Below are 18,898 nucleotides of genomic sequence, written 5' to 3'. Positions count from 1 at the left end.
AGGGTCAAAAGCAGCTTTGCTAGTTTTGCAGGACATGTTTATAATTAGAGTGAACTAATGCTTCTAATTGGTCAACATACAATAAATAAACTTAAACTATCACTTCATTTGTTCTTTTTCATAGCAAGTCAGCTCATAATAGTACCTCCAAGTTGATATCAGCTTGGAGGCTTTTTGTTTTCATCAATGTGGATCGTTAAGCTAAAATGGTGACCATCATGGGAAAGAAAACAGCCATTTTATTGAAGATCGTGAATTAGATCAGATGGTGTTCTCTCAAATTCATTTTATCTCGATGGTTTGCCAAACCAAGTATTGATTTCCTTATAGCGAAGGAGCAATATAGCGAATATCCCGAAACACTTCATTCCAGATCATATCGCTCTCTGCATCCCACTCTATTGGCAGTTGAAGGCCACAGGTGTGGGGCAGCGGCCAATTAAGGTCATGCAGTGTCTTAGGCCCTGGATTCACAACCAGCAGCCTGAATTGATGCTTGACGAGCTTTGCTAGAGCTCCTTCCAGAACAGAAGCCTCAACGAAGCTTGCGTGCAAGCGAACAAACAGCAGCTTCTGACAATACTCCGCCTTATGAAGAAGACGATTGACCCGTCTTTCCATCGTTTGTCTGAACTCGGGCAGCTTTCTTTGATAGCCTTCAACTTGCTCACTAGTCAGGAAATCATGAACAGATTCGATGTCATAGAAGCAGTCCCGAACAGAGTAATTATGGCCTTCGAACATCGTCCCTTCAATCACCATGTTCGCAGGATGCATGAAGCTGTCGAAGCGATGATTCAACAGCTTCACGAGACCTGCAACCGAATTGGAATACATCCAGTCAATGACACCGCTGTATGGCCTCAGCCCATACCGCTCAAGCCTCTGTGCTGGATAGCAATTAGAGCCAAGGCTATAGAAGCCATCATAGTCGCCTTTTAGTTCAGACAGGTTCATCTTATGGTCCTCTCTCCTTATAGAGGACGGTTAAAAGGCGTGTGATATCTCTCTTCGGCCATCTTCCCGCCCCACTTGAGTTCATAGTAACGTTCATACAAGGGCCATGTCACATCTACCATGAAATTGACCTTTGAATCGGATTTGCGTGTTGAGCTGCCATGATGCTCAACAGGAAGTCCTGTAAATACCTCTTCATACCCAGCCAGCCTCAGCCTGCGATGATAATCGATATCTGCAAAGTAGCTGCTGAATACAGTATCCCAAGGGCCAGCAGCCCTCACCGCTTCCATATTGTAAGCTGCCAAAGCATCAAAGTTGGTCAGAGCAATGCCCCACTTTCTCCCGGCAGCCTGTAGTGAAGTGAGCACCTCAAGAAACTTCTCGGGTGTTCCAGGGTGGGCTTCCGCATCATTGTGCATATAGAACACAGCATCTGCCTCCCGCTCCGCTGCCATCCGTTGAAAAGCGTTCATGGATTGCACAAAGGTTAGCGGAACAAGCGGTTCCACTACGGTAACGACTTGCTGCAGCCACGATGCCTGCCTGAGCTCTCTTGCTGGGGAATTGTCCAGTACGACCGTATGAGGCCAATAAACAGGAACACTATGAATTGCACGATGCAATAGATCGATGCGATTCACATACGGAATGCCAACCAAGTATTTCATTAGGTCCTCCTACATGATCTGCTTGAGGCGGTTCTTGATCTTCTGTGCTGCGTGCGCCCAAGACCAATTGTTCAAAATGTAATGCGCAGTAAGCTCGCTTCTTTTCTTTACCTGCTCGTGATGGGTGTACACAAATCTCATAAGACTGGCCATATGCTCAAGATCTGGCTCCGCCCAACGAAATCCATGATAATAAGGGCATTTGGCTACAGCAGGCACCAAACCTTTGACACGGATCGGAAATCCAGTTGTATCATTCAAGAAGTCCGTCTGTGCACTCCAGTTCGTCGCAATCGTAGGCAGCCCGCAGGCCATCGCTTCGAGAATCGGCATGCCCCAGCCTTCTCCCCTTGTTGGAAGGACGAAGCAATCAGCTGCACGATACAAGCTTCCCAGCAAATAATCCTCAAGATTCTGGTTGTACAGCAAGTGTATGCTGCATCTAGCACCCTGCAAATCAAGCTTTCGAAGTTCCTCATGCACATGGACATGAGGATCTTGGTTCGTGACCTTGCATACCAACAGCACCTCATCATGCCGGAACTCATTGATGAAGGTTTGAAGCATCTCAAGAGGGGCCTTGCGTTCTCCCCATTCAAATACGGTAAGAAAGGTAAAGCGATCGGAGAACCGCGTTGCGCGAATATTCGGATTAAAATAATTCGGATCGACGCCTAATGGCATGACATACATCGGCACTCGAACCCCGCTGTCTCGGAATGTCGATACATTAAAATGAGACGGCACCCACACCTCGTTCATCTGATTGCATTGATGAACCCAATCGCGCGGCAGCCCATCCACCTCCAGCATGCTGTACCCGATCTTGTATCTGCCGTTATTTTTAAAGAATACATCCCCTTGGCCATACACCACCTCTGTCGCATGTGGATGCTTATGCCGGCTGTTGAACAAATTAACACGATAGTCATTGCTCGATTGCGGTTCCATGGCCGGGTTAGGCGTTCCTGGACCATATACATACCGGTAATGCACCTTTACATGCTGCTCATCAAGCGCGACCATCAGCTTGCGAGAGGAATTGGCATAGCCAGATGATACATTGGCGATCGAATGCCAGTTGACCGGCAGCTCATAGGACTGATCCAGATAACTCCCCCACTTGCGCCGGAATTTGTCTCTTGACGTCTCGAACAGCTTGTTGAAGTTGACCTTGTTCACCTTTGTCGTTGTGTTTTGCGTATGAATCAGCGTAACACGTCCATCACAAATGACACGATAGTGATGGGCAAGGGCTCGAAGACAATACTCCGTATCCTCAAAATAAGCAAAGTATTCCGTATCAAGCAATCCGATATGATTCATCATGGAACGCTTCAAATACGTGCAGGCAAAGACGACACCCTGTACGTCTTGCACGCGCTCATGCTGCTGTATATCGACTTCTTGACCGCCAATTTGCTGACCCCAGCACGTCTCAGAGAAGATAAACGTGCCCGCATGCTGCAGTCGGCCGTCTTCACCTACTAGCCGGCATCCAACAACGCCTACGCGAGTATCGGAGTAGGCCGTTTGCTGCAGCTTCTCAAGCCAATTATGATCGGTCACGACAATGTCGTTATTCAGTAGAACAATATCGCTCTCAGGGTGGCATAAGGCGATCGCTGCATTATTGCCTGCAGGAAACCCGATATTGTCCGGATGAGCGTGATGCTTAATCCATGGCAGCGACTTTAGATAAGATACTGTTCCGTCACGACTGCCATTATCAAATACCATAATATCTACAAGAGAGTTGCCTGCAAGATAGCTTAACGATTGAAGGCAGCGTTTCGTGTAGTCAAGCCCGTTCCAGGTAAGGATGACAATGGACAGCTTGCGCGCAAGCTTCGGTGCAGGAGTATGAAGGGTGAATGAACTTTTATTTAGATTCAATGCATATTGCCCAAAAGAAACACCTGGAGGTATATGTCTTGCACCGGAGGCAATAAGCCCTGTGCATTCCTCTGCACTCAGCATGCCCACGACAATAGCATACCGATGCTGTCCTCCTTGCAGCATAATGGCATAATGCTGCACCGCATCAGGCTCAGGGTCGCGGCTTAACAGCTGCTGGTACAACGACGCGACAAAGGCGTCATCCGTGTTCGAATTCAGCGTTCCCAAGATGAGATGTTGAATCGTCGAGCCATTAAGCATCGCTCCCATGGATGGTCTCATGTATAACAAGCGGGCTTCTCTTGAGCGCAATAAGTTAAGCATCAGATTCATTTTTGGCGAATGGGCACGCATCGACGGGGCATGATAGGCCTTTATGGTTGCTTCAGCCTCTCGTCCGAGTATCTGTCGATACAGTTCTTCTACGAAGGCCTCACCCTCCAATTGAAACAGCTGCTGTAAGATTTGGACGAGTCTCAACATCAATCCCTCCGTGACTTGCCGTCATCTAATTTTGCTAATCTTTATACTGTATGGAAAATCTTCTTTCTTTGACATCAATACCCGTTTACATAGATGATTTTTTCTAAAAGGCATCCTATTCCATCATGCTTATGAATACGAATAAAGGAACAGTAGTGTAGAGGAGGCGAGGGCTCTTCATGATGAATGTGCGCTGCGTTATTGCCTCAAAGGGACTTTTATCGGTTGTGCGCATCAGCAATCACAGGCTCTTGATGGATACCTTTGCGGACTCTAAACTGAAGCTCTTGTCCCCGCATACCATAGCTCACTCGGCAACCCTTTTTTCGGTATGCCTTGACCGTCAAGACAATGTTCATGTGGTCTATTTGACAGAAGACGAAGAGCTTCTTCATACCATCTACGACCCCGATACCCAACAATTTCATACCCTTACGATTCCTTTACTATATGCAGATACCATCACATCGCTTCAACTGTTCCACATGGATCAGGGTTTGCAGCTGTTCGTTCTTACACCAGATCGATTGCTGCAAGCGAAGCTGACCGGACTGCACTGGAGCGCAGTAGACGAGCTGATCGCTCAATCTAACATTACAGAAGTCCATGTAACATATGAGAATTTGGAATGGAGATTAACAGCTGTCAGGAAGTCAGAGCACATTACACTGCTAAGATGGCATTATCATTCCTCACGCATGCAGTGGATAGAAGGATTTAGTCAAGAGCTTCTAGGAGATTGGAATACAGCCGAACCCTTGTTTATTCAAAAAGTCGAAGAATCGAAGCAAAAACGAGTATGGGTAGTCTTAAGCTATCCGCGAGGCCGGATGATTGTGAGGCGATATCTCGATGATCTGGAATCGAGTGTACTGCAACCTGAGCTTGAAGCAGAGCTCATCACGCCAATTCGACAAGTTACATCCGCGATGGTAAGCAGCCATCAGGGGATGTTGTCCTTTACCTGGGTATCGGATCAACAGCTTCTTCATCATCGATATGACACGCTTTCGCATACTTGGGGAATGCTGAACGCTTCTCCTGCCCAAGAGCCTGTATGGTGGACATTGCTTGCGAGCGCCCCCCACCCACGCAGATCCCCTGCACAGTGGATCTCACCGCATGAACATATAGATGCCAATACCTCTCCACTCTCAGAATGGCTGCTGTGCTTTAAGTTGGAACAAAGCCTCGAAGCTTCCGTGACTTATACAGAATCCTCCCTTGCCTATATGATGAATATCATGGAGCAGCGGCACCAACTACAGCAAGAGCTGGCTACCTCTCAGTCCAAGTTGTTGTATTGGAGGCAGCAGGTACGGCAGAAGCAGCAGCATGTTCAACAGCTGCTTCAGAAGGATGCCTTGCGAACGGCAGGCTATCAACAACAATCAACACAAAGCGAGAGACTTGGTGAACAGACCGTCCCATACGTGTCATCCCCACGACATTCTCTAGCGCATACAAGCTCTGTTGCATCAGCATCAGCTGCAGCACATCAAACAGAGCCTTCATCCTCTCCTGCTAAGCTGACAATACGTGGTCGATTGCTAAGCTTGATGAAGCGATCCCATAAAAAAGAAACCGTGAGGTGATCCCTCTTGAGTACAAACGAAACCAATTATTACGTAGAGGCCTTGTTTCAGCAATCGATTGACGTTGATATGGATCTGAATCGCATTACCGTTTATGCCAATCTGCTCTTTAGGAACTTAAGCCGCGAATCGCTGCCAAGCCCGAGCATCACCTTGCAAGTGACGCCTACCTCCGCTCTTATTAGCGGCAAGATTTTATCTCCAGAACTCGTTCAAGCCGTTGGGGTATATACGAGGAACGGCAAACAAACAGGCTGGAAATTCACCACTTCCGATTGGTTCAAGGAGGCTCGTGCCGACGGGAAGTATCATATTGAGCCGATTGAGGACTTAACGCTGCATCCAGGTGTATGGGGTGAGCTTAAAGAATGGCAAGTAGAAGTCGACATCGACGCTCTCCAAGGACCACTTAGCATCCAAGGTTCAGTGGAGGTGGCTGAGCAATCGTTCCCGGTCATGAATCCTATTCAAGTTCATTTCAACAAGTAAATTGTGCGACTGTCTCAACAACTTCCATCGCTTAAATGAATATGGTGAGAATACATAAGCATTACTAGCGTTTTTTATGTAGGCTCACATCAGCATAGGGAGTGAATAGCTTGAGACAAATCATAAAAGATCTGGTAGCCATTTGTGCAGGCATATTGCCATACCAAGAACCGGTATATGAGTTTGGGGCATATCAGGTGGCCGGGCAAGAAGTGTTTGCCGATCTTCGCCCTTATTTCCCTGGGAAGACCTATGTAGGCTGCGATATGCGTCCTGGGCCCGGAGTCGATATGGTGCTTGATCTTCATCATATTGACCTGCCCGATGAAACCGCAGGATTCGTGATCAGCATGGATACATTGGAGCACGTTGAAGACCCAAGGCTTGCCATGCAAGAGATTCACCGCATCCTTAAGCCGAACGGAATTGCATTGATCAGTTCCGTGATGAACTTCCCGATTCATGATTATCCTGCTGATTATTGGCGCTTCACTCCTCAAGCCTTTGCCAGCATATTGAAGCCTTTTGACACGGTCTTGACGAACTATGCCGGTGAGGAATTGTTCCCTCACACTGTCGTTGGAATCGGAATTAAAGGGAACTTTGTCCCGCCGCAAGTTATTCAATTACTGGAGCAATACTTGCTTCAATGGAGAATGAACAGTTATGTTCAGCGTTAGGCATGTCTAGGTTTCAAGGGGGAATCCCCCGATGTTCATGAACAAAAACCCGAAATATGCCGGTTACCCTATTGGAGAATGGACCTATGGTGAACCAGATGTGTTCTCATGGGGTGAAGGCGCCACACTGCATATTGGAAAATATACCTCTATTGCAGCAAGAGTGACGATTATGCTTGGCGGCGAGCATAATGTTGATTGGGTAACCACCTATCCTTTCAATCCCATCTTCCCACAAGCACAAGGGATATTAGGGCATCCAAAGACAAAGGGCAATGTGACAATCGGACACGATGTATGGCTCGGCCTGGGCTCTTTCATTTTATCTGGCGTAACCATCGGAAACGGTGCCGTAGTGGCTGCCCACAGTGTCGTAACAAAGGATGTCCCCCCGTATGCGATAGTTGGAGGGAACCCGGCCAAGATCATTCGCTATCGCTTCACCCCCGACATCATCGCTCGCTTAGAGCAGATGGCGTGGTGGAACTGGCCAATCCATCAGGTGCTTGAAGCTCTTCCGCTGCTGTTTTCCAATCGAGTGGAAGAGTTCATTCGTACGTACAATGGGTAAGAACGGAGGGTAACGGATGAATTTTTTTTGGAAGGACATCATCCATCCGATACTGCAGCGAACAGCACCGCTATCCATCATTGAGATTGGATGTGCTCAAGGCTACAACACGATGCACCTGCTAGAGGTTGCTCAGGCTCATCAAGGAAAGCTGACGGTCATTGATCCCTATCCTCAATTTGATACGGAATTAGCTAAGAGCAAGTATGGAACGGCAGTAGAGATCATTCGTGATTACAGCCTGAACAGCCTCCCAAGCATTACGGAAGCTGATGTCGTATTGATCGACGGTGACCATAATTGGTACACCGTCTATCATGAGCTTAAATATCTAGAAAGGTATGAGGCATTCCCCCTAGTCTTTCTTCATGATACCGAGTGGCCTTATGCCAGAAGAGATATGTACTATTTTCCGGATTCCATTCCTGAAGCCTATCGTCAGCCTAATGAACGCAAAGGCATGCTTCCAGGAATAAACGAGCTTATAGAAGGCGGTCATAATGAAACCGTATGGAATGCAAAGCATGAATACGGCCCTCGCAATGGTGTACTTACTGCGGTGGAGGATTTCCTGTCGGAAACCTCGCATACATTACGAATGCATCATCTCCCCCATCAGCACGGCCTTAGCATTATCGCCTCCAATAGATCCCAGCAAGAGCAAGAGCTGCATGCATTCATCCAGGAGACAATCCGAACATTTTGGACGCCATAATCCAAAAGAATGAACAAATAATCCGCCAGAGCGCTTGACTCTAGCGGATTATTTGTCTTGTTAACCCGTATAGCCTAGGATTAAACCCTCTTATTAGCAGCAATCATCCTTAAAGTGATCATCATTAATCAATACTGGTCCATAACCGCTCCCAGGCTCAAAGGTTAACACTTCATTTCCACAGAGCGGCTTCGTGAACTCCAGCGTTAGAATCAAGACATTGTTCGGCGCGTGGAAAGGAATACACTTCCCATAGAACACATCCTCAAAATCAATGCATACTTTTTTGCTAGGCGGACACCACTCCAGCACATCCGCACAGAAGGTGGTTTGAACTTTCGCTTTTGCTATTTTCACCGGCTGCGGCTTCTTGCAGTCCTTTTTCTTTTTCTGCTTGCAAGGATCGTAGGAATGGTGATCACAGCAGCCGTGGTCATGGTTGGAATGCCGCCCATGATGACAGTCATGCTTGCGTTTTCTCTTGCAAATGTTGCAGTCACAATAGTTTGAAGAAATAGACACCCCTTCTGGTGAGCCCGGCTTACGAGATTTCTTTTTGTGATCTATCTTTTTCAGCCCTTCATCGTGACGTTTAATATGAGCCTCGCCTGAATTCAGCTCATGAGTATGAAGTTTCTTCGAGTGAATCTTGATCAACAGGCTGCACAAAGGCTGATTCGTTTCATTCCGGAAAATAAACTGCAGTCTGCGTTCGCCCTTAGGCAAGCAATCAAAAGTGTAGCATCTCTCGTTTTGTTTGAATGGAATCGACATGCGGGGAAACCTCCTTATGAATAGAACAGCTTAAGATATTAATATGAAGGAATCTCTCATTTCGATTGTACGTTTGAAGCTAGCCATTCATCCAATCAATCCTATTACAACGCCATATACTAGAATGGTAGAAGGATAAACCTTCCTTCCATTCTCGTTCATAAGGAGGTTACTCGCATGCCTTTAATACCTATTCAGCGTTTGACAAGCCAAACAACGAATGTTGTCGCGGCTGACACACGTGCAGGTGCTGTAACTGCACTCTTAGCTGGTAGTGCACCTAACGTTGTAAATGTCGGCAATGCACCAACGATTTGGCCGCAGCCGAGCAAGTTCGACAATGACAACACCGTCTTAGCTGCAGCCCCAGATCCACAGTTTGTATGGACACAAAACGCGTTCATTCCAGGTGAAACACACGGCTTTGCTGCTGCATCTGTAACCATTCCACTAACTATCGGAATAGTGAACGACTTCTTAATCGCACTTACCGTGTTTGCGGATAACGCCGTTACCGCTCGCATACAAGCCTTTAGTCCTTTATCCCTTAGCTTGTTCCCAGTACCTGGACTAGATGTCGACTTGCAAGCCGGCTCTCTCAATCCTATTACGGGGATAACGACAGATGTAGCGAACCCGTACAACTGGCAGAAGACTCGTTTCTACTCTATTCCAGCTTCTCTTGGTCTGATATCTGTCGCATTGTCTGTTACCTTCGTCTTCTCCTTCCAAGTAACAAACTATTTGACTAACGGTGCAATCAATACTGCTGGTCTATCATTCGCAGCAGATATTTATCAATCAACTATACTGTAATTCGAGCTATCCTTACTACGACATGCCTATGCAGTCGAAGAAAAGGTATCCTTCCCTTCTTAGGGGAGGATACCTTATTTATCGTATATAATCGTGATTCTCTCTGGGATTAGCTCGCCCTCTTGAGGCTTGTAGGACCGAAGGCGAGGCCTGCCGCTGGCAAGGGATAAAATGAGATACGAGCAAGGGAACACGATATGCTCCTTATCAAAGGGTGACGGCTTCGCCGCTGCTGTCGGATGGGAGTGAAACATCCCTACCAGCTCTTCGCCGGATCGCTCAATCTCCTCCAGCACCATATCAAGCTCTGCCTCATCCATCGTAAAGGCTGTCGGACTCTCCTCCCGATTCGTGATCGGCCAGCAGGTCTCCGCTATTCCCTCTCTGCCGGACAATAACCCACACGCTTCCACTGGAAGCTTGGAAACGCAATATCCAGCTAACTCTCGATATGCTTGGGCTGTAATGGTGATCACATCTACGCTCCTAAGATTTATTGGATTTCTTGTTGGTCAACATATTAAATGTCGGTATCTCCTGCTGCTTGCGCTCAGGCTCTTTGGCTGTCGATAATTGATTCATATAGGTCATAAAGGATTGACCGCGCTGTCTGTCATTACCTGAAGCATTACCTAAAGCACGATCTGGCGCTTCCTTTCCTTGATGAGTAACCTTCAATAATAGAAATGTAGAATAGGAAGGCGGCTTCTTCATCTTCTGCTCTTCATCCTTCGTTGAGTCTGCTTCTGGAGAATCAGTCTGATCTAAGGCTGCCTGTTCGGTTTGTAAGACTTGATTGTGACGCCTCACATCGTTATTGCTTTCATTCGTTTCATTTAAAGTGCTAGATGCTAGGTCTTGCTCTAGCACTGCCTTTGGTGCTTCCTCTTCTCGCAAAGCGGATTCAATAAGCTTCGCTTCTGCTTGTGCTGCAACGGGTTTGTTATCTAAGCCTTCACCCTTGGCACATGCTTCCTTCTCGTACTCTTCGTGATGGCTGCGCACTTGATCATAGGAACGATGGAGGCGAGCCAGCTTCTTCACCTTAGTACGCCTTGTATCCGTTGGCTGTTCCGCTACTGCTGCTTCTGATCCTTCAGGCGAAGCTGCTTGATGGGATTCGACCATCAGCTGATCGGTACCCGCCGTCCCTCTTGCTTCGCTAACTGTATGAGCAGCTGACGAATGGGTTGGTGCTGCTTGATGATCTGCCTTTGCAGCATATGCGCCAGCCTGATCCTGCGCTGTTGAATGATGCTGCTGTTCACGATGATCCGGTTTGTGCTCTGTGGAAGGCTTGCTTACGGTAACCCCCTCCTGTTGAACCTGGGGATGGACACCTGGCTCATAAGCCAAGGATCGCAATGCGCGCAGCACTTCCAATATAGGCCTATCCGTGTATACGGATGTAATCGCCTTTACTAAGCCTTGTGCGAGCAATCCCTGCTGGAAGCTCGATAATCCCTCTACGCTTCCGCAATTCAAAGTGACGGCTGGAAAAGGGGGATCGGACTTTGCAACAATGGATCCTATCATATTTTTCCAGTTAAATTGAACGCCTTGAATCTCCAGATCTGAACAGCGGGACAGTTGATTAATGATGCGATGTGCTAGTGATTTGCTCCATTTCATTTGTTGAAAAGAAAATTGGGCACTCCACTCCTGACTGCTTCCTTGCTGCAGCTTCAGCCAAAGGATCGGCTTTTCTTTATCCATAGCTTGAATGACGGCTGCTTGATCCTCTATTCGTTCAAGAATCGTGACATAAAACCCGCACTCCTCCAGCATATCGCCTGCCTTCAGCACTAAAGCTTGTTGAAGAGCTGGATTCTCACACACTATAATGATCTGATTCCCCATAATCGGGTGCGTAATCCTAAGTGTATTCTGGGCTTGGTCCAGCTTAAATGGAAATGATGCTTCACCAAGCATCTGCACAATATCGGGCAGCAGTGAATCTCGCAATTCACGAAACATGCTCCCGTTCACTACAATATACATCTTCATTCCCTCCGCTAATGTCGACCTATGGTTATCGTATGTGACGAAGCGGCAAATGTTCCATGTCATCTGCAGTAGCAAGAAGACGTAATCTTGACTCAAGCTCCTTCTCCTTATGCTCCAACGTCTCCCACTGTACCATGATTCGTTGCAATTGCTGGTCGATTGCCGCCTTCTGTTCTGCAAGATGCGTCACTTCGTACACCCAATCCGCTGCTTTTTCTTTTATTAAGGAGTGAAGATAAGACAGCTGCGCTTCCAATGCATGATGAAGTACATAAGGATTCTCATTTTGCCAAAAAAGCCATGGGCAGCACAAGTCAAACCAATTGAAGATGCGATATTCCGGATCGCCTACGCCAAGCGCCGTCATCGGGTAGTACTGCTCATCTCTTACACCAGTGATTTGTGTAAATAAAAACGAGGACTTATCTCCAAATGAGATCCAATTGGCTCTTTGCCAATGCCTGCCTTGATCAAGAGAGATTCCATATACCATATGACCGTCTTCTCTCATAAATAACAACAGCATCAGCCCATTGCCAAAAATGAAATGCGGAACACTCGATTGTGTTCCTTCCTCCTTCCATACAAGGACAGGCCGCGGCCTCATTGCATGAAGCGTACAATAGTAGTAGTGACAGCCATGAGAGTCATCGATTGGAATCCCCCATGAAGCATGGTGCAGGTTCCCTTCATCTCTAGCTAACGACAGCTGCCAGTCTCCAGTCCCTCCATAATGCCGACCCAGTTCCTGCCAATGGGCTGATTGTACATCAAGAAGATTGATGCGCACGCATACCAGAATATCCAGCTGCTCTTCCTCGATATGAAGCTGAAGCAATCCGTACAGCATGTGGGCATCGCCAAGACTGAAAGCAGACTGTTTAACCTTCCATTGCCCCTGTGGCGAATGCAGCTTGCGACCTGCTTCTTGTGAATTCCATACGCCGCTAGCTAACGATCTGACGACAAAGCGAAGCTTCCCTTCTTCCACCATCACATAACTTATGTATATGGACTCCCCTTCCTTACATATATATGGGGCAGTTACGTTCCTTGAGGTTGCGAGCCGCAGCTCCAGCCAAGCTTGATTGGCTTCACGCAGGAGCAGCAGTTCATCCACAGTGCGTACAAGGATGAATAACCCCTCAGGGAGGTACAGCGCGCAATAATCGCAGATTGAGCCTTTAAGTGACCACGATGTAATGGAGGGAGGAAGGTTTTTGCAATGCACAACATGGGTCAGCTTGCGTGTCGTTGTTTTGCTTAACCAGTGAAGCTCTGACGAGATGCGGTGAAAGGCTGAATGCTCCATAACAATCCTCCAGAAAAATAAAATGATGGGGTGTCGTCACCTTTTCTCGGGCGCTCCATAGAATGTTATTGAATTTGAATTCTACAAAGGAGGCTTGAAACCTTAATGGAGAGCAAATTAGTCCAAGGTCAACAGGTCCCGGAATATTTGCCTCTACCCTCTTTGGAGTGTATTGAGGTTCCTAAAATATTCGACTGGGTGTTGAAAGTGACCCAAATTGTCGACGAATCTACGATCGACCCTGCACTGTGCTTGCCATTACCAAGCTCTTATAGAGTGGAAGTTGCAGTGCTTGATGTAGAATCCGTTGAGAAGCCGGGCTCTATCAGAGAAAATATTGTCGTAACCGTGGGCACAACGCCTGTCACACTGCAGCGTGTTATTATCCGCAAGTCTGGTACGTATGAAGTGACCATCATTGATACTTCGGTTGTACCTAACGTCGTTCACTGCCGTTACACGAAGAGCTTTGTTCGCTTTGAAAAAGTTCTTCTCTGTGCGCCTCCTGGAACAGATGTCAATGTCCACATTGTTCCGACTGCTACTCGGATCGAAGTGTTGGATGTTGTGGATGACACCTTCGTCAACGTGGACATCGTAATCTGCCAGAGCATTCAGGTCACGGCAATCGTTAAGCTTATCATCGAAGCGGAGCTCTGCCAGCCTCGTCAAGAGATTCCAATCCCAGAGAATCCTTGTGTGGTTACATTCCCGCCGCAATGCCCAGACATCTTCCCTGGCGTTCCTTATCCATTCCCGACCTAAGCTTATCTTTAACCAATTGTACAGACCGTTATGGGGTGGTAAACCAACCATCCCTTTTTTCTTCTTAGACCTTTGTCATGCGGAGGTTCCGCCATGAAACTTTTTTATATCACCTCAGGTTATCGCAGGCCTATTGATATTCTGGATAATGCGTTAATCAAGGCCTTGATCGCAGCCGGTTATGACACAACATTCTTTCTGACGAATCGTCGGCCTTTGACAGAGCTTATTCCTGCAATCAGAGAGCATGCACCTGACCTTGTTATCACCTTATGCGGTCCCAAATCACATCTTCCGATAACCATTGTTCATCAAATTCGCAGTCTGGGCTTCCATACGGCAGTATGGTTTGTTGATGATCCGTATGCGATTGACAACGCCCTTGAAGTCGCTGCTGCCTATGACACGATATTCACGATTGATTCAGGCTGCATACCGTACTATAAAGCTCACGGCTGCAAAGAAGTCTTTCATCTTCCTTTAGGAACCGATCTGGATATTTTCAAGCCTTATCCAGTACATCCAAGTTACAGTACCGACGTATGCTTCATTGGCACCGGCTACAAAAACAGACTGGATACGATGCAAGAGATGCTTCATTATCTCCCGCCATCGACTCGCGTTCATCTCATTGGCCATTTTTGGGAGCACGTGGATTGGTCTCGAGGCGTACGACCTCAATTAAGGAGCAAATGGATTAATTTTACCGAAACTCCTCGCTACTTCAATGGAGCGAAAATTGTACTTAATCTTCACCGCAGTGAAGACGATCGCTACTTGGATAAGAATCGTACTGGCGCACCCGCCCATTCCATCAATAATCGAACCTTTGATATCTCAGCCTGCCAGGCTTTCCAGCTTATCGATTATCGAGCCGATCTCAGCACATATTATGAGCCTGACAAGGAAATCGTTGGCTTCCAGTCCCCAAAAGAAGGTGCCGAGCTTATCATGCACTATCTAAATCAGCAAGAAGAAAGAGAAGCGATAGCTGCTCGTGCAATAGCTAGAACGCAGAGAGAGCATACCTTTTTGCACCGGGTTGATAGGCTGATGTCCACTCTTGCTCTTGTCTAAAGCGATTCACCACCATCCATGATGTATCATATGCTAGAGAAGCGTTCTAAGAGACCGACGATTGTCCTGACTCCTTCTTAACTCCATGTTTATCCCATCAAGACAAGGGGTAAGTTCAAGCTCTTACCCCTTCACGAAAGACTCTAGAATGCCTGCTGCGCCTGCTATCGCCAATATCCAGATCAGAGGTGTGCTTACAACATCAGGCACAACCAGATAGAGCAGCACAACGGCTGCTGATGCCCATACTCCGGTGCACCAATAGCAGCTCAACAACTTGCCCATGAAGCGATGAAAGGCTCCTCCCTTCTGTTCTATGACTGCAACTAGCATGCCCTTGTCATTAAGCTCGAACTTCTCTTCAATGAAGGGCTTGCGAATAAAAGAGGTAATGTCGTCAAATACGATCAAGCGTGTCAATCGATAAGCTGCCAGAAAGAGCAGCAGAAACGTTATCCCATCCAATGTCCACATGTCGATAAACTCCTCTCTTTGAACTTGATGCTGCAATAGTTTATGAAGGAGATGAGGACACTAGAACGCAGCACTGCTGCTTATACATAGCTGCTTTTTCCCTATCAGCCTCTTTTTAGTCAGAACAGGAGGGTCGCCTATGTCGGGATTAATGATTATACAGACCTTAGAGCAATTGCAGTCTGTCATTCAAGAGTCCAGCACGATACCGGTGCTGTTGTATAAGCATAGCAGCCAATGCGGCTCCAGCCGTGTGGCTCATTCGGCGCTTAATCTATTTATCAATCGGTATGCGCCAATCGCCAGTCAGATCCATATCTATGTTGTTCGTGTGCTTGAGGAGAAGCAGCTATCTAATCAAATTACAGCTCAGTTTGGCATTCCTCACGTTTCACCGCAAATTCTGTTCATCGATCATGGTCAAGTGATCTGGCACGCTTCCCACCAGCACATTAATTCTGCCAATTTGTATCAGGTTGTGCTGAAGCATCTTCAATCCAAGCATCAAGAAGGGGGAACGCCATGACGACGAGCCATATCAACTTGGCCATTATGGCTAAGGCTGAATGAACGTAACACGTCCGATCAGGAGGGATGATACCGTTCAACAAACCAACAGAATGAAGCACATTGATGTTGGCTAACAGCATAGAATGTCTACTGAACATTTGCGGTACGCGAACTGCAAGTGAAATAGTTTCTTGTCACAACACTTTGAATATATGGAGCGGAATGTTCATTTTCCTAATAAAAAAGGTTGGGCACCTGCTTTAGCAGGAGCTCCAACCTTTTAAACGTTGAGGATTAAGGAATATAAGTTCAGCTCGTCTAGCTATGCATCAGCTATATGCGATAGACCAGCTTTTTAACAGACATAACATAAGCAATGGTCAGCGGAATGCACGCCCCGAGCCAAGCCAATGGATTCGCAAGACATACTCCCGCAAACCCAAGATAGTCAGCCAATATGATCGCCGCAAAAATACGCATGACAAGTTCCATAACACCCGCAAAGGTCGGAACAAAGCTCTGGCCCAATCCCTGCAGAGTAAAACGAAATATAAATAAAAACGCTAAAACAAAATACATGACGCTGTTAATGACGAGATAGGTTTGGGCTAGCTCAATGACCTCAGGATGCCCGGGTCCAACAAAGATCTCCACGAGCTTATGTCCAGCTAAAATAATAATCAAGCCTACAACAACACTAAAACTAACCGACATGATACAGCATTGCTTGACCCCTTGGCGTATTCGCTCGAACTTCCTTGCTCCGTAGTTTTGAGCGGCATATGTAGCCATCGTCATGCCGAAGGATGCCATTGGCATTGTCGCGACCATATCAATTTTCTGTGAAGCAGTATAAGCGGCTACCGACATTGCCCCAAGGCTGTTCAAGGCTGCTTGAAGGATAATCGCGCCGATCGCAATAATCGAAGATTGGAAGCCCATCGGCAGCCCCAATCGCATATGCTCTATCCATGCTTGCTTATCAGCTTTCCATTCAGCACGGGTCAAGCGAACAATGGGAAGCTTCTTAATCATATAACACAAGCAGAGAATTCCTGATACAAGCTGTGAGATGACGGTTGCCCAAGCTGCACCTTCTACACCCATGGAGAAGCCTAAAATAAACAATAAATCCAAGATTATATTCAGCACGCATGCGATAATAAGAAATAGTAAAGGCGTCCGACTGTCTCCTAAAGCCCGTATAATGTTGGACAGCAGGTTAAACAATACCGAAGCGGCAATTCCCCAATAGATGATGTTGATATATTGATAGGCTTGATCTATTATCTCAGGCGGAGTCTGCATCCATTCAAGGATGGACCTCGCATAAAGAACGCTTAGTGTCGTAAGGATAATGGTAATAATGAGACTGAGGAGTGCGCTAACCGCTACACTTTGCCTGACTCCACGCTCATCACCTGCGCCAAAGCGCTGAGCGGTTACAATAGAGAAACCGACGGTTAAGCCTTGCGCAAAGCCGATAATAAGAAAAGTAATGCTCCCCGTGGCACCAACAGCAGCCAGTGCTCCAACCCCAATTGTTCGACCTACAATTAACGTATCAGCCATACTGTAGAGCTGTTGAAACAAGTTCCCGATTAACAAAGGGATTGTGAACATGAAGATTAACTTCGCAGGATTTCCCTCTGTCATATTTTTTAGCATAATGGCATTCTCCTGACTGATAGACTCTCGTTTATGAAAAAAGACGATGTATTCACCTTAATCTACTTGACCTATCCTATCGATACTAGCTGGATTGTGCAATGCTATTTTTACGAGATATACAAAAAAACCTCTGATAATATCAGAGGCAAAGCCACGCTGTGGCATCATGTATGAAACTGGTGAGCCATGAAGGACTCGAACCTTCGACACCCTGATTAAAAGTCAGGTGCTCTACCAACTGAGCTAATGGCTCTTAGTGGTGACCCGTAGGGGATTCGAACCCCTGTTACCTCCGTGAAAGGGAGGTGTCTTAACCCCTTGACCAACGGGCCTCACTTAAGATGAAAATGGCGGAGCTGACGGGATTCGAACCCGCGGTCTCCTGCGTGACAGGCAGGCATGTTAGGCCTCTACACCACAGCTCCATGTGTGGATTGGTTGCGGGGGCAGGATTTGAACCTACGACCTTCGGGTTATGAGCCCGACGAGCTGCCAGACTGCTCCACCCCGCGATATTATGGTGGACGCTGACGGGATCGAACCGCCGACCCTCTGCTTGTAAGGCAGATGCTCTCCCAGCTGAGCTAAGCGTCCAAGATATTAATTTCTACTCGCTATGTATCTTTTTGAAGATATAAGCTTCTATGGTGGACACTAACGGGTTCGAACCGCTGACCCCCACCCTGTCAAGATGGTGCTCTCCCAGCTGAGCTAAGTGTCCATATGGTGACCCGTAGGGGATTCGAACCCCTGTTACCTCCGTGAAAGGGAGGTGTCTTAACCCCTTGACCAACGGGCCGCATGAAAGTAACTGGCGGAGAGAGGGGGATTCGAACCCCCGAGACGCTTGTGGCGCCTACACGATTTCCAATCGTGCTCCTTCGACCAAACTCGGACATCTCTCCATATGGCTCCCCGAACAGGACTCGAACCTGTGACAACTCGATTAACAGTCGAGTGCTCTACCAACTGAGCTATCAGGGAATAATCGTGTATAGTTGTGCAATCAGTGTCGACTACACTCTGTTATTCTTTAATAAGAACTCATATGATGATGTATTCCTATTAAAGAAAGGTTGGCTTGGCAACGTCCTACTCTCCCAGGACCCTGCGGTCCAAGTACCATCGGCGCTGAAAGGCTTAACGGTCGTGTTCGGGATGGGTACGCGTGGAACCCTTTCGCCATCGTCACCAAACCTGATTTTTGCGCTGTCATCCTGCAGAGCTTAATCCCCAGCAAAAGTTCAAACCTCTTAAAAGGCGTGCAGCTCAAAATCGTCTATTCAAGGCTTGCACCCTGAAAACTGATCGTGAAGGAAGTAAAGTCATCTTATTTCTTAGGATAAGCCCTCGACCGATTAGTATTGGTCAGCTCCACACATTGCTGTGCTTCCACCCCCAACCTATCTACCTCGTCGTCTTCAAGGGGTCT

The 18,898-nt window shown here is 47.2% G+C and carries 18 protein-coding genes, 9 tRNA genes and 2 rRNA genes; 9 read left to right on the top strand and 20 right to left on the bottom strand.

Features of this window, described 5'->3' with window-relative positions; all coding sequences use genetic code 11:
* Positions 1–324 precede the first annotated feature (324 nt).
* The 3 genes from B9Y93_RS00145 to B9Y93_RS00135 are packed head-to-tail and all read right to left on the bottom strand — an operon-like array spanning position 325 to position 4,010.
* Positions 325–957 (bottom strand): DUF1796 family putative cysteine peptidase, encoded by a 633-nt coding sequence (locus B9Y93_RS00145; RefSeq protein WP_085492360.1) that lies wholly within the window; start codon positions 955–957, stop codon positions 325–327.
* A gap of 17 nt (positions 958–974) precedes the next feature.
* The gene (locus B9Y93_RS00140) at positions 975–1,628 is read right to left on the bottom strand and encodes a glycosyltransferase family 2 protein (RefSeq protein WP_085492359.1); all 654 of its coding nucleotides are present in this window, start codon (positions 1,626–1,628) and stop codon (positions 975–977) included.
* Positions 1,629–1,637: 9 nt separating this feature from the next.
* Positions 1,638–4,010, bottom strand: a complete 2,373-nt coding sequence (locus B9Y93_RS00135) for a DUF4214 domain-containing protein (RefSeq protein WP_085492358.1) — start codon at positions 4,008–4,010, stop codon at positions 1,638–1,640.
* Between the two features lie 179 nt (positions 4,011–4,189).
* Here B9Y93_RS00135 and B9Y93_RS00130 point away from each other — a divergent pair, with 179 nt between their 5' ends.
* From B9Y93_RS00130 to B9Y93_RS00110, 5 genes are all read left to right on the top strand, one after another.
* Positions 4,190–5,605, top strand: coding sequence for a hypothetical protein (locus tag B9Y93_RS00130; RefSeq protein WP_085492357.1), 1,416 nt, complete (start codon positions 4,190–4,192; stop codon positions 5,603–5,605).
* A gap of 6 nt (positions 5,606–5,611) precedes the next feature.
* A complete protein-coding gene (locus B9Y93_RS00125; RefSeq protein ID WP_085492356.1) occupies positions 5,612–6,094 on the top strand; it encodes a hypothetical protein in 483 nt (160 codons plus the stop codon).
* Positions 6,095–6,204: 110 nt separating this feature from the next.
* Complete coding sequence (locus B9Y93_RS00120; RefSeq protein ID WP_085492355.1) at positions 6,205–6,774, top strand: class I SAM-dependent methyltransferase; 570 nt, start codon at positions 6,205–6,207, stop codon at positions 6,772–6,774.
* Between the two features lie 31 nt (positions 6,775–6,805).
* The gene (locus tag B9Y93_RS00115) at positions 6,806–7,345 is read left to right on the top strand and encodes a CatB-related O-acetyltransferase (RefSeq protein WP_085492354.1); all 540 of its coding nucleotides are present in this window, start codon (positions 6,806–6,808) and stop codon (positions 7,343–7,345) included.
* Between the two features lie 16 nt (positions 7,346–7,361).
* Complete coding sequence (locus B9Y93_RS00110) at positions 7,362–8,060, top strand: class I SAM-dependent methyltransferase (RefSeq protein ID WP_085492353.1); 699 nt, start codon at positions 7,362–7,364, stop codon at positions 8,058–8,060.
* A gap of 93 nt (positions 8,061–8,153) precedes the next feature.
* Here the strand turns inward: B9Y93_RS00110 and B9Y93_RS00105 are convergent, their stop codons facing one another.
* On the bottom strand, positions 8,154–8,834 hold the full coding sequence (locus tag B9Y93_RS00105; RefSeq protein ID WP_085492352.1) for a hypothetical protein: 681 nt from the start codon (positions 8,832–8,834) through the stop codon (positions 8,154–8,156).
* A 177-nt stretch (positions 8,835–9,011) separates the two neighbouring features.
* Here B9Y93_RS00105 and B9Y93_RS00100 point away from each other — a divergent pair, with 177 nt between their 5' ends.
* Positions 9,012–9,650 carry a hypothetical protein gene (locus B9Y93_RS00100; protein ID WP_085492351.1) on the top strand — a complete coding sequence of 213 codons (639 nt, stop codon included), beginning with the start codon at positions 9,012–9,014 and terminating at the stop codon, positions 9,648–9,650.
* A gap of 74 nt (positions 9,651–9,724) precedes the next feature.
* On the opposite strand, the gene B9Y93_RS00095 is transcribed toward B9Y93_RS00100, so the two are convergent.
* The 3 genes from B9Y93_RS00095 to B9Y93_RS00085 are packed head-to-tail and all read right to left on the bottom strand — an operon-like array spanning position 9,725 to position 12,969.
* Positions 9,725–10,126, bottom strand: coding sequence for a M67 family metallopeptidase (locus B9Y93_RS00095; RefSeq protein WP_244903246.1), 402 nt, complete (start codon positions 10,124–10,126; stop codon positions 9,725–9,727).
* A 10-nt stretch (positions 10,127–10,136) separates the two neighbouring features.
* Positions 10,137–11,651, bottom strand: coding sequence for a hypothetical protein (locus B9Y93_RS00090; RefSeq protein WP_085492349.1), 1,515 nt, complete (start codon positions 11,649–11,651; stop codon positions 10,137–10,139).
* 31 nt (positions 11,652–11,682) lie between these two features.
* Positions 11,683–12,969: an RNA-binding protein gene (locus B9Y93_RS00085; protein ID WP_085492348.1), complete on the bottom strand. Its 1,287-nt coding sequence runs from the start codon at positions 12,967–12,969 to the stop codon at positions 11,683–11,685.
* A gap of 105 nt (positions 12,970–13,074) precedes the next feature.
* Between B9Y93_RS00085 and B9Y93_RS00080 the strand changes: the two genes are divergently transcribed.
* Positions 13,075–13,734: a BMQ_0737 family morphogenetic spore coat protein gene (locus tag B9Y93_RS00080; RefSeq protein WP_085492347.1), complete on the top strand. Its 660-nt coding sequence runs from the start codon at positions 13,075–13,077 to the stop codon at positions 13,732–13,734.
* Positions 13,735–13,827: 93 nt separating this feature from the next.
* Positions 13,828–14,811, top strand: coding sequence for a CgeB family protein (locus tag B9Y93_RS00075; RefSeq protein ID WP_085492346.1), 984 nt, complete (start codon positions 13,828–13,830; stop codon positions 14,809–14,811).
* A gap of 123 nt (positions 14,812–14,934) precedes the next feature.
* On the opposite strand, the gene B9Y93_RS00070 is transcribed toward B9Y93_RS00075, so the two are convergent.
* Entirely contained in the window at positions 14,935–15,285 is a 351-nt protein-coding gene (locus tag B9Y93_RS00070; RefSeq protein ID WP_085492345.1) for a DUF1360 domain-containing protein, read from the bottom strand.
* 139 nt (positions 15,286–15,424) lie between these two features.
* On the opposite strand from B9Y93_RS00070, the gene ytxJ reads away from it, so the two are divergent.
* The gene (gene ytxJ, locus B9Y93_RS00065) at positions 15,425–15,811 is read left to right on the top strand and encodes a bacillithiol system redox-active protein YtxJ (RefSeq protein WP_085492344.1); all 387 of its coding nucleotides are present in this window, start codon (positions 15,425–15,427) and stop codon (positions 15,809–15,811) included.
* Positions 15,812–16,128: 317 nt separating this feature from the next.
* On the opposite strand, the gene B9Y93_RS00060 is transcribed toward ytxJ, so the two are convergent.
* The 12 genes from B9Y93_RS00060 to B9Y93_RS00005 all read right to left on the bottom strand — a co-directional run.
* Positions 16,129–17,463 (bottom strand): MATE family efflux transporter, encoded by a 1,335-nt coding sequence (locus B9Y93_RS00060; protein WP_085492343.1) that lies wholly within the window; start codon positions 17,461–17,463, stop codon positions 16,129–16,131.
* Positions 17,464–17,643: 180 nt separating this feature from the next.
* Positions 17,644–17,719: transfer RNA gene (locus B9Y93_RS00055), tRNA-Lys, on the bottom strand.
* A 4-nt stretch (positions 17,720–17,723) separates the two neighbouring features.
* Positions 17,724–17,798 (bottom strand) — tRNA-Glu (locus B9Y93_RS00050).
* A 16-nt stretch (positions 17,799–17,814) separates the two neighbouring features.
* Positions 17,815–17,891: transfer RNA gene (locus B9Y93_RS00045), tRNA-Asp, on the bottom strand.
* A gap of 10 nt (positions 17,892–17,901) precedes the next feature.
* Positions 17,902–17,978 (bottom strand) — tRNA-Met (locus B9Y93_RS00040).
* Between the two features lie 6 nt (positions 17,979–17,984).
* Positions 17,985–18,060, bottom strand: a tRNA-Val gene (locus B9Y93_RS00035).
* A gap of 51 nt (positions 18,061–18,111) precedes the next feature.
* Positions 18,112–18,187: transfer RNA gene (locus tag B9Y93_RS00030), tRNA-Val, on the bottom strand.
* Positions 18,188–18,190: 3 nt separating this feature from the next.
* A tRNA-Glu gene (locus B9Y93_RS00025) sits at positions 18,191–18,265 on the bottom strand.
* Between the two features lie 13 nt (positions 18,266–18,278).
* Positions 18,279–18,371 (bottom strand) — tRNA-Ser (locus B9Y93_RS00020).
* A 3-nt stretch (positions 18,372–18,374) separates the two neighbouring features.
* Positions 18,375–18,450, bottom strand: a tRNA-Asn gene (locus B9Y93_RS00015).
* Between the two features lie 95 nt (positions 18,451–18,545).
* Positions 18,546–18,662 (bottom strand): 5S ribosomal RNA (gene rrf, locus B9Y93_RS00010).
* A gap of 142 nt (positions 18,663–18,804) precedes the next feature.
* Positions 18,805–18,898: ribosomal RNA gene (locus B9Y93_RS00005) — 23S ribosomal RNA — on the bottom strand; the annotation flags it as partial.

The organism is Paenibacillus aquistagni (genome assembly GCF_900177815.1).
Lineage (GTDB): Bacteria > Bacillota > Bacilli > Paenibacillales > Paenibacillaceae > Paenibacillus_B > Paenibacillus_B aquistagni.
Note: the sequence above shows the minus strand (reverse complement) of the source record. Positions and strands in the feature narration are given on the sequence as shown.

Excerpts from the sequence above, each read along its gene's own strand:
- B9Y93_RS00140 (WP_085492359.1), bottom strand. The coding sequence starts at position 1,628 with ATGAAATACTTGGTTGGCATTCCGTATGTGAATCGCATCGATCTATTG.
- B9Y93_RS00105 (WP_085492352.1), bottom strand. The coding sequence starts at position 8,834 with ATGTCGATTCCATTCAAACAAAACGAGAGATGCTACACTTTTGATTGC.
- B9Y93_RS00130 (WP_085492357.1), top strand. The coding sequence starts at position 4,190 with ATGATGAATGTGCGCTGCGTTATTGCCTCAAAGGGACTTTTATCGGTT.
- B9Y93_RS00145 (WP_085492360.1), bottom strand. The coding sequence starts at position 957 with ATGAACCTGTCTGAACTAAAAGGCGACTATGATGGCTTCTATAGCCTT.
- B9Y93_RS00100 (WP_085492351.1), top strand. The coding sequence starts at position 9,012 with ATGCCTTTAATACCTATTCAGCGTTTGACAAGCCAAACAACGAATGTT.
- B9Y93_RS00110 (WP_085492353.1), top strand. The coding sequence starts at position 7,362 with ATGAATTTTTTTTGGAAGGACATCATCCATCCGATACTGCAGCGAACA.
- B9Y93_RS00085 (WP_085492348.1), bottom strand. The coding sequence starts at position 12,969 with ATGGAGCATTCAGCCTTTCACCGCATCTCGTCAGAGCTTCACTGGTTA.
- B9Y93_RS00060 (WP_085492343.1), bottom strand. The coding sequence starts at position 17,463 with ATGCTAAAAAATATGACAGAGGGAAATCCTGCGAAGTTAATCTTCATG.
- B9Y93_RS00135 (WP_085492358.1), bottom strand. The coding sequence starts at position 4,010 with ATGTTGAGACTCGTCCAAATCTTACAGCAGCTGTTTCAATTGGAGGGT.
- B9Y93_RS00090 (WP_085492349.1), bottom strand. The coding sequence starts at position 11,651 with ATGTATATTGTAGTGAACGGGAGCATGTTTCGTGAATTGCGAGATTCA.
- B9Y93_RS00080 (WP_085492347.1), top strand. The coding sequence starts at position 13,075 with ATGGAGAGCAAATTAGTCCAAGGTCAACAGGTCCCGGAATATTTGCCT.
- B9Y93_RS00070 (WP_085492345.1), bottom strand. The coding sequence starts at position 15,285 with ATGTGGACATTGGATGGGATAACGTTTCTGCTGCTCTTTCTGGCAGCT.
- B9Y93_RS00115 (WP_085492354.1), top strand. The coding sequence starts at position 6,806 with ATGTTCATGAACAAAAACCCGAAATATGCCGGTTACCCTATTGGAGAA.
- B9Y93_RS00075 (WP_085492346.1), top strand. The coding sequence starts at position 13,828 with ATGAAACTTTTTTATATCACCTCAGGTTATCGCAGGCCTATTGATATT.
- ytxJ (WP_085492344.1), top strand. The coding sequence starts at position 15,425 with ATGTCGGGATTAATGATTATACAGACCTTAGAGCAATTGCAGTCTGTC.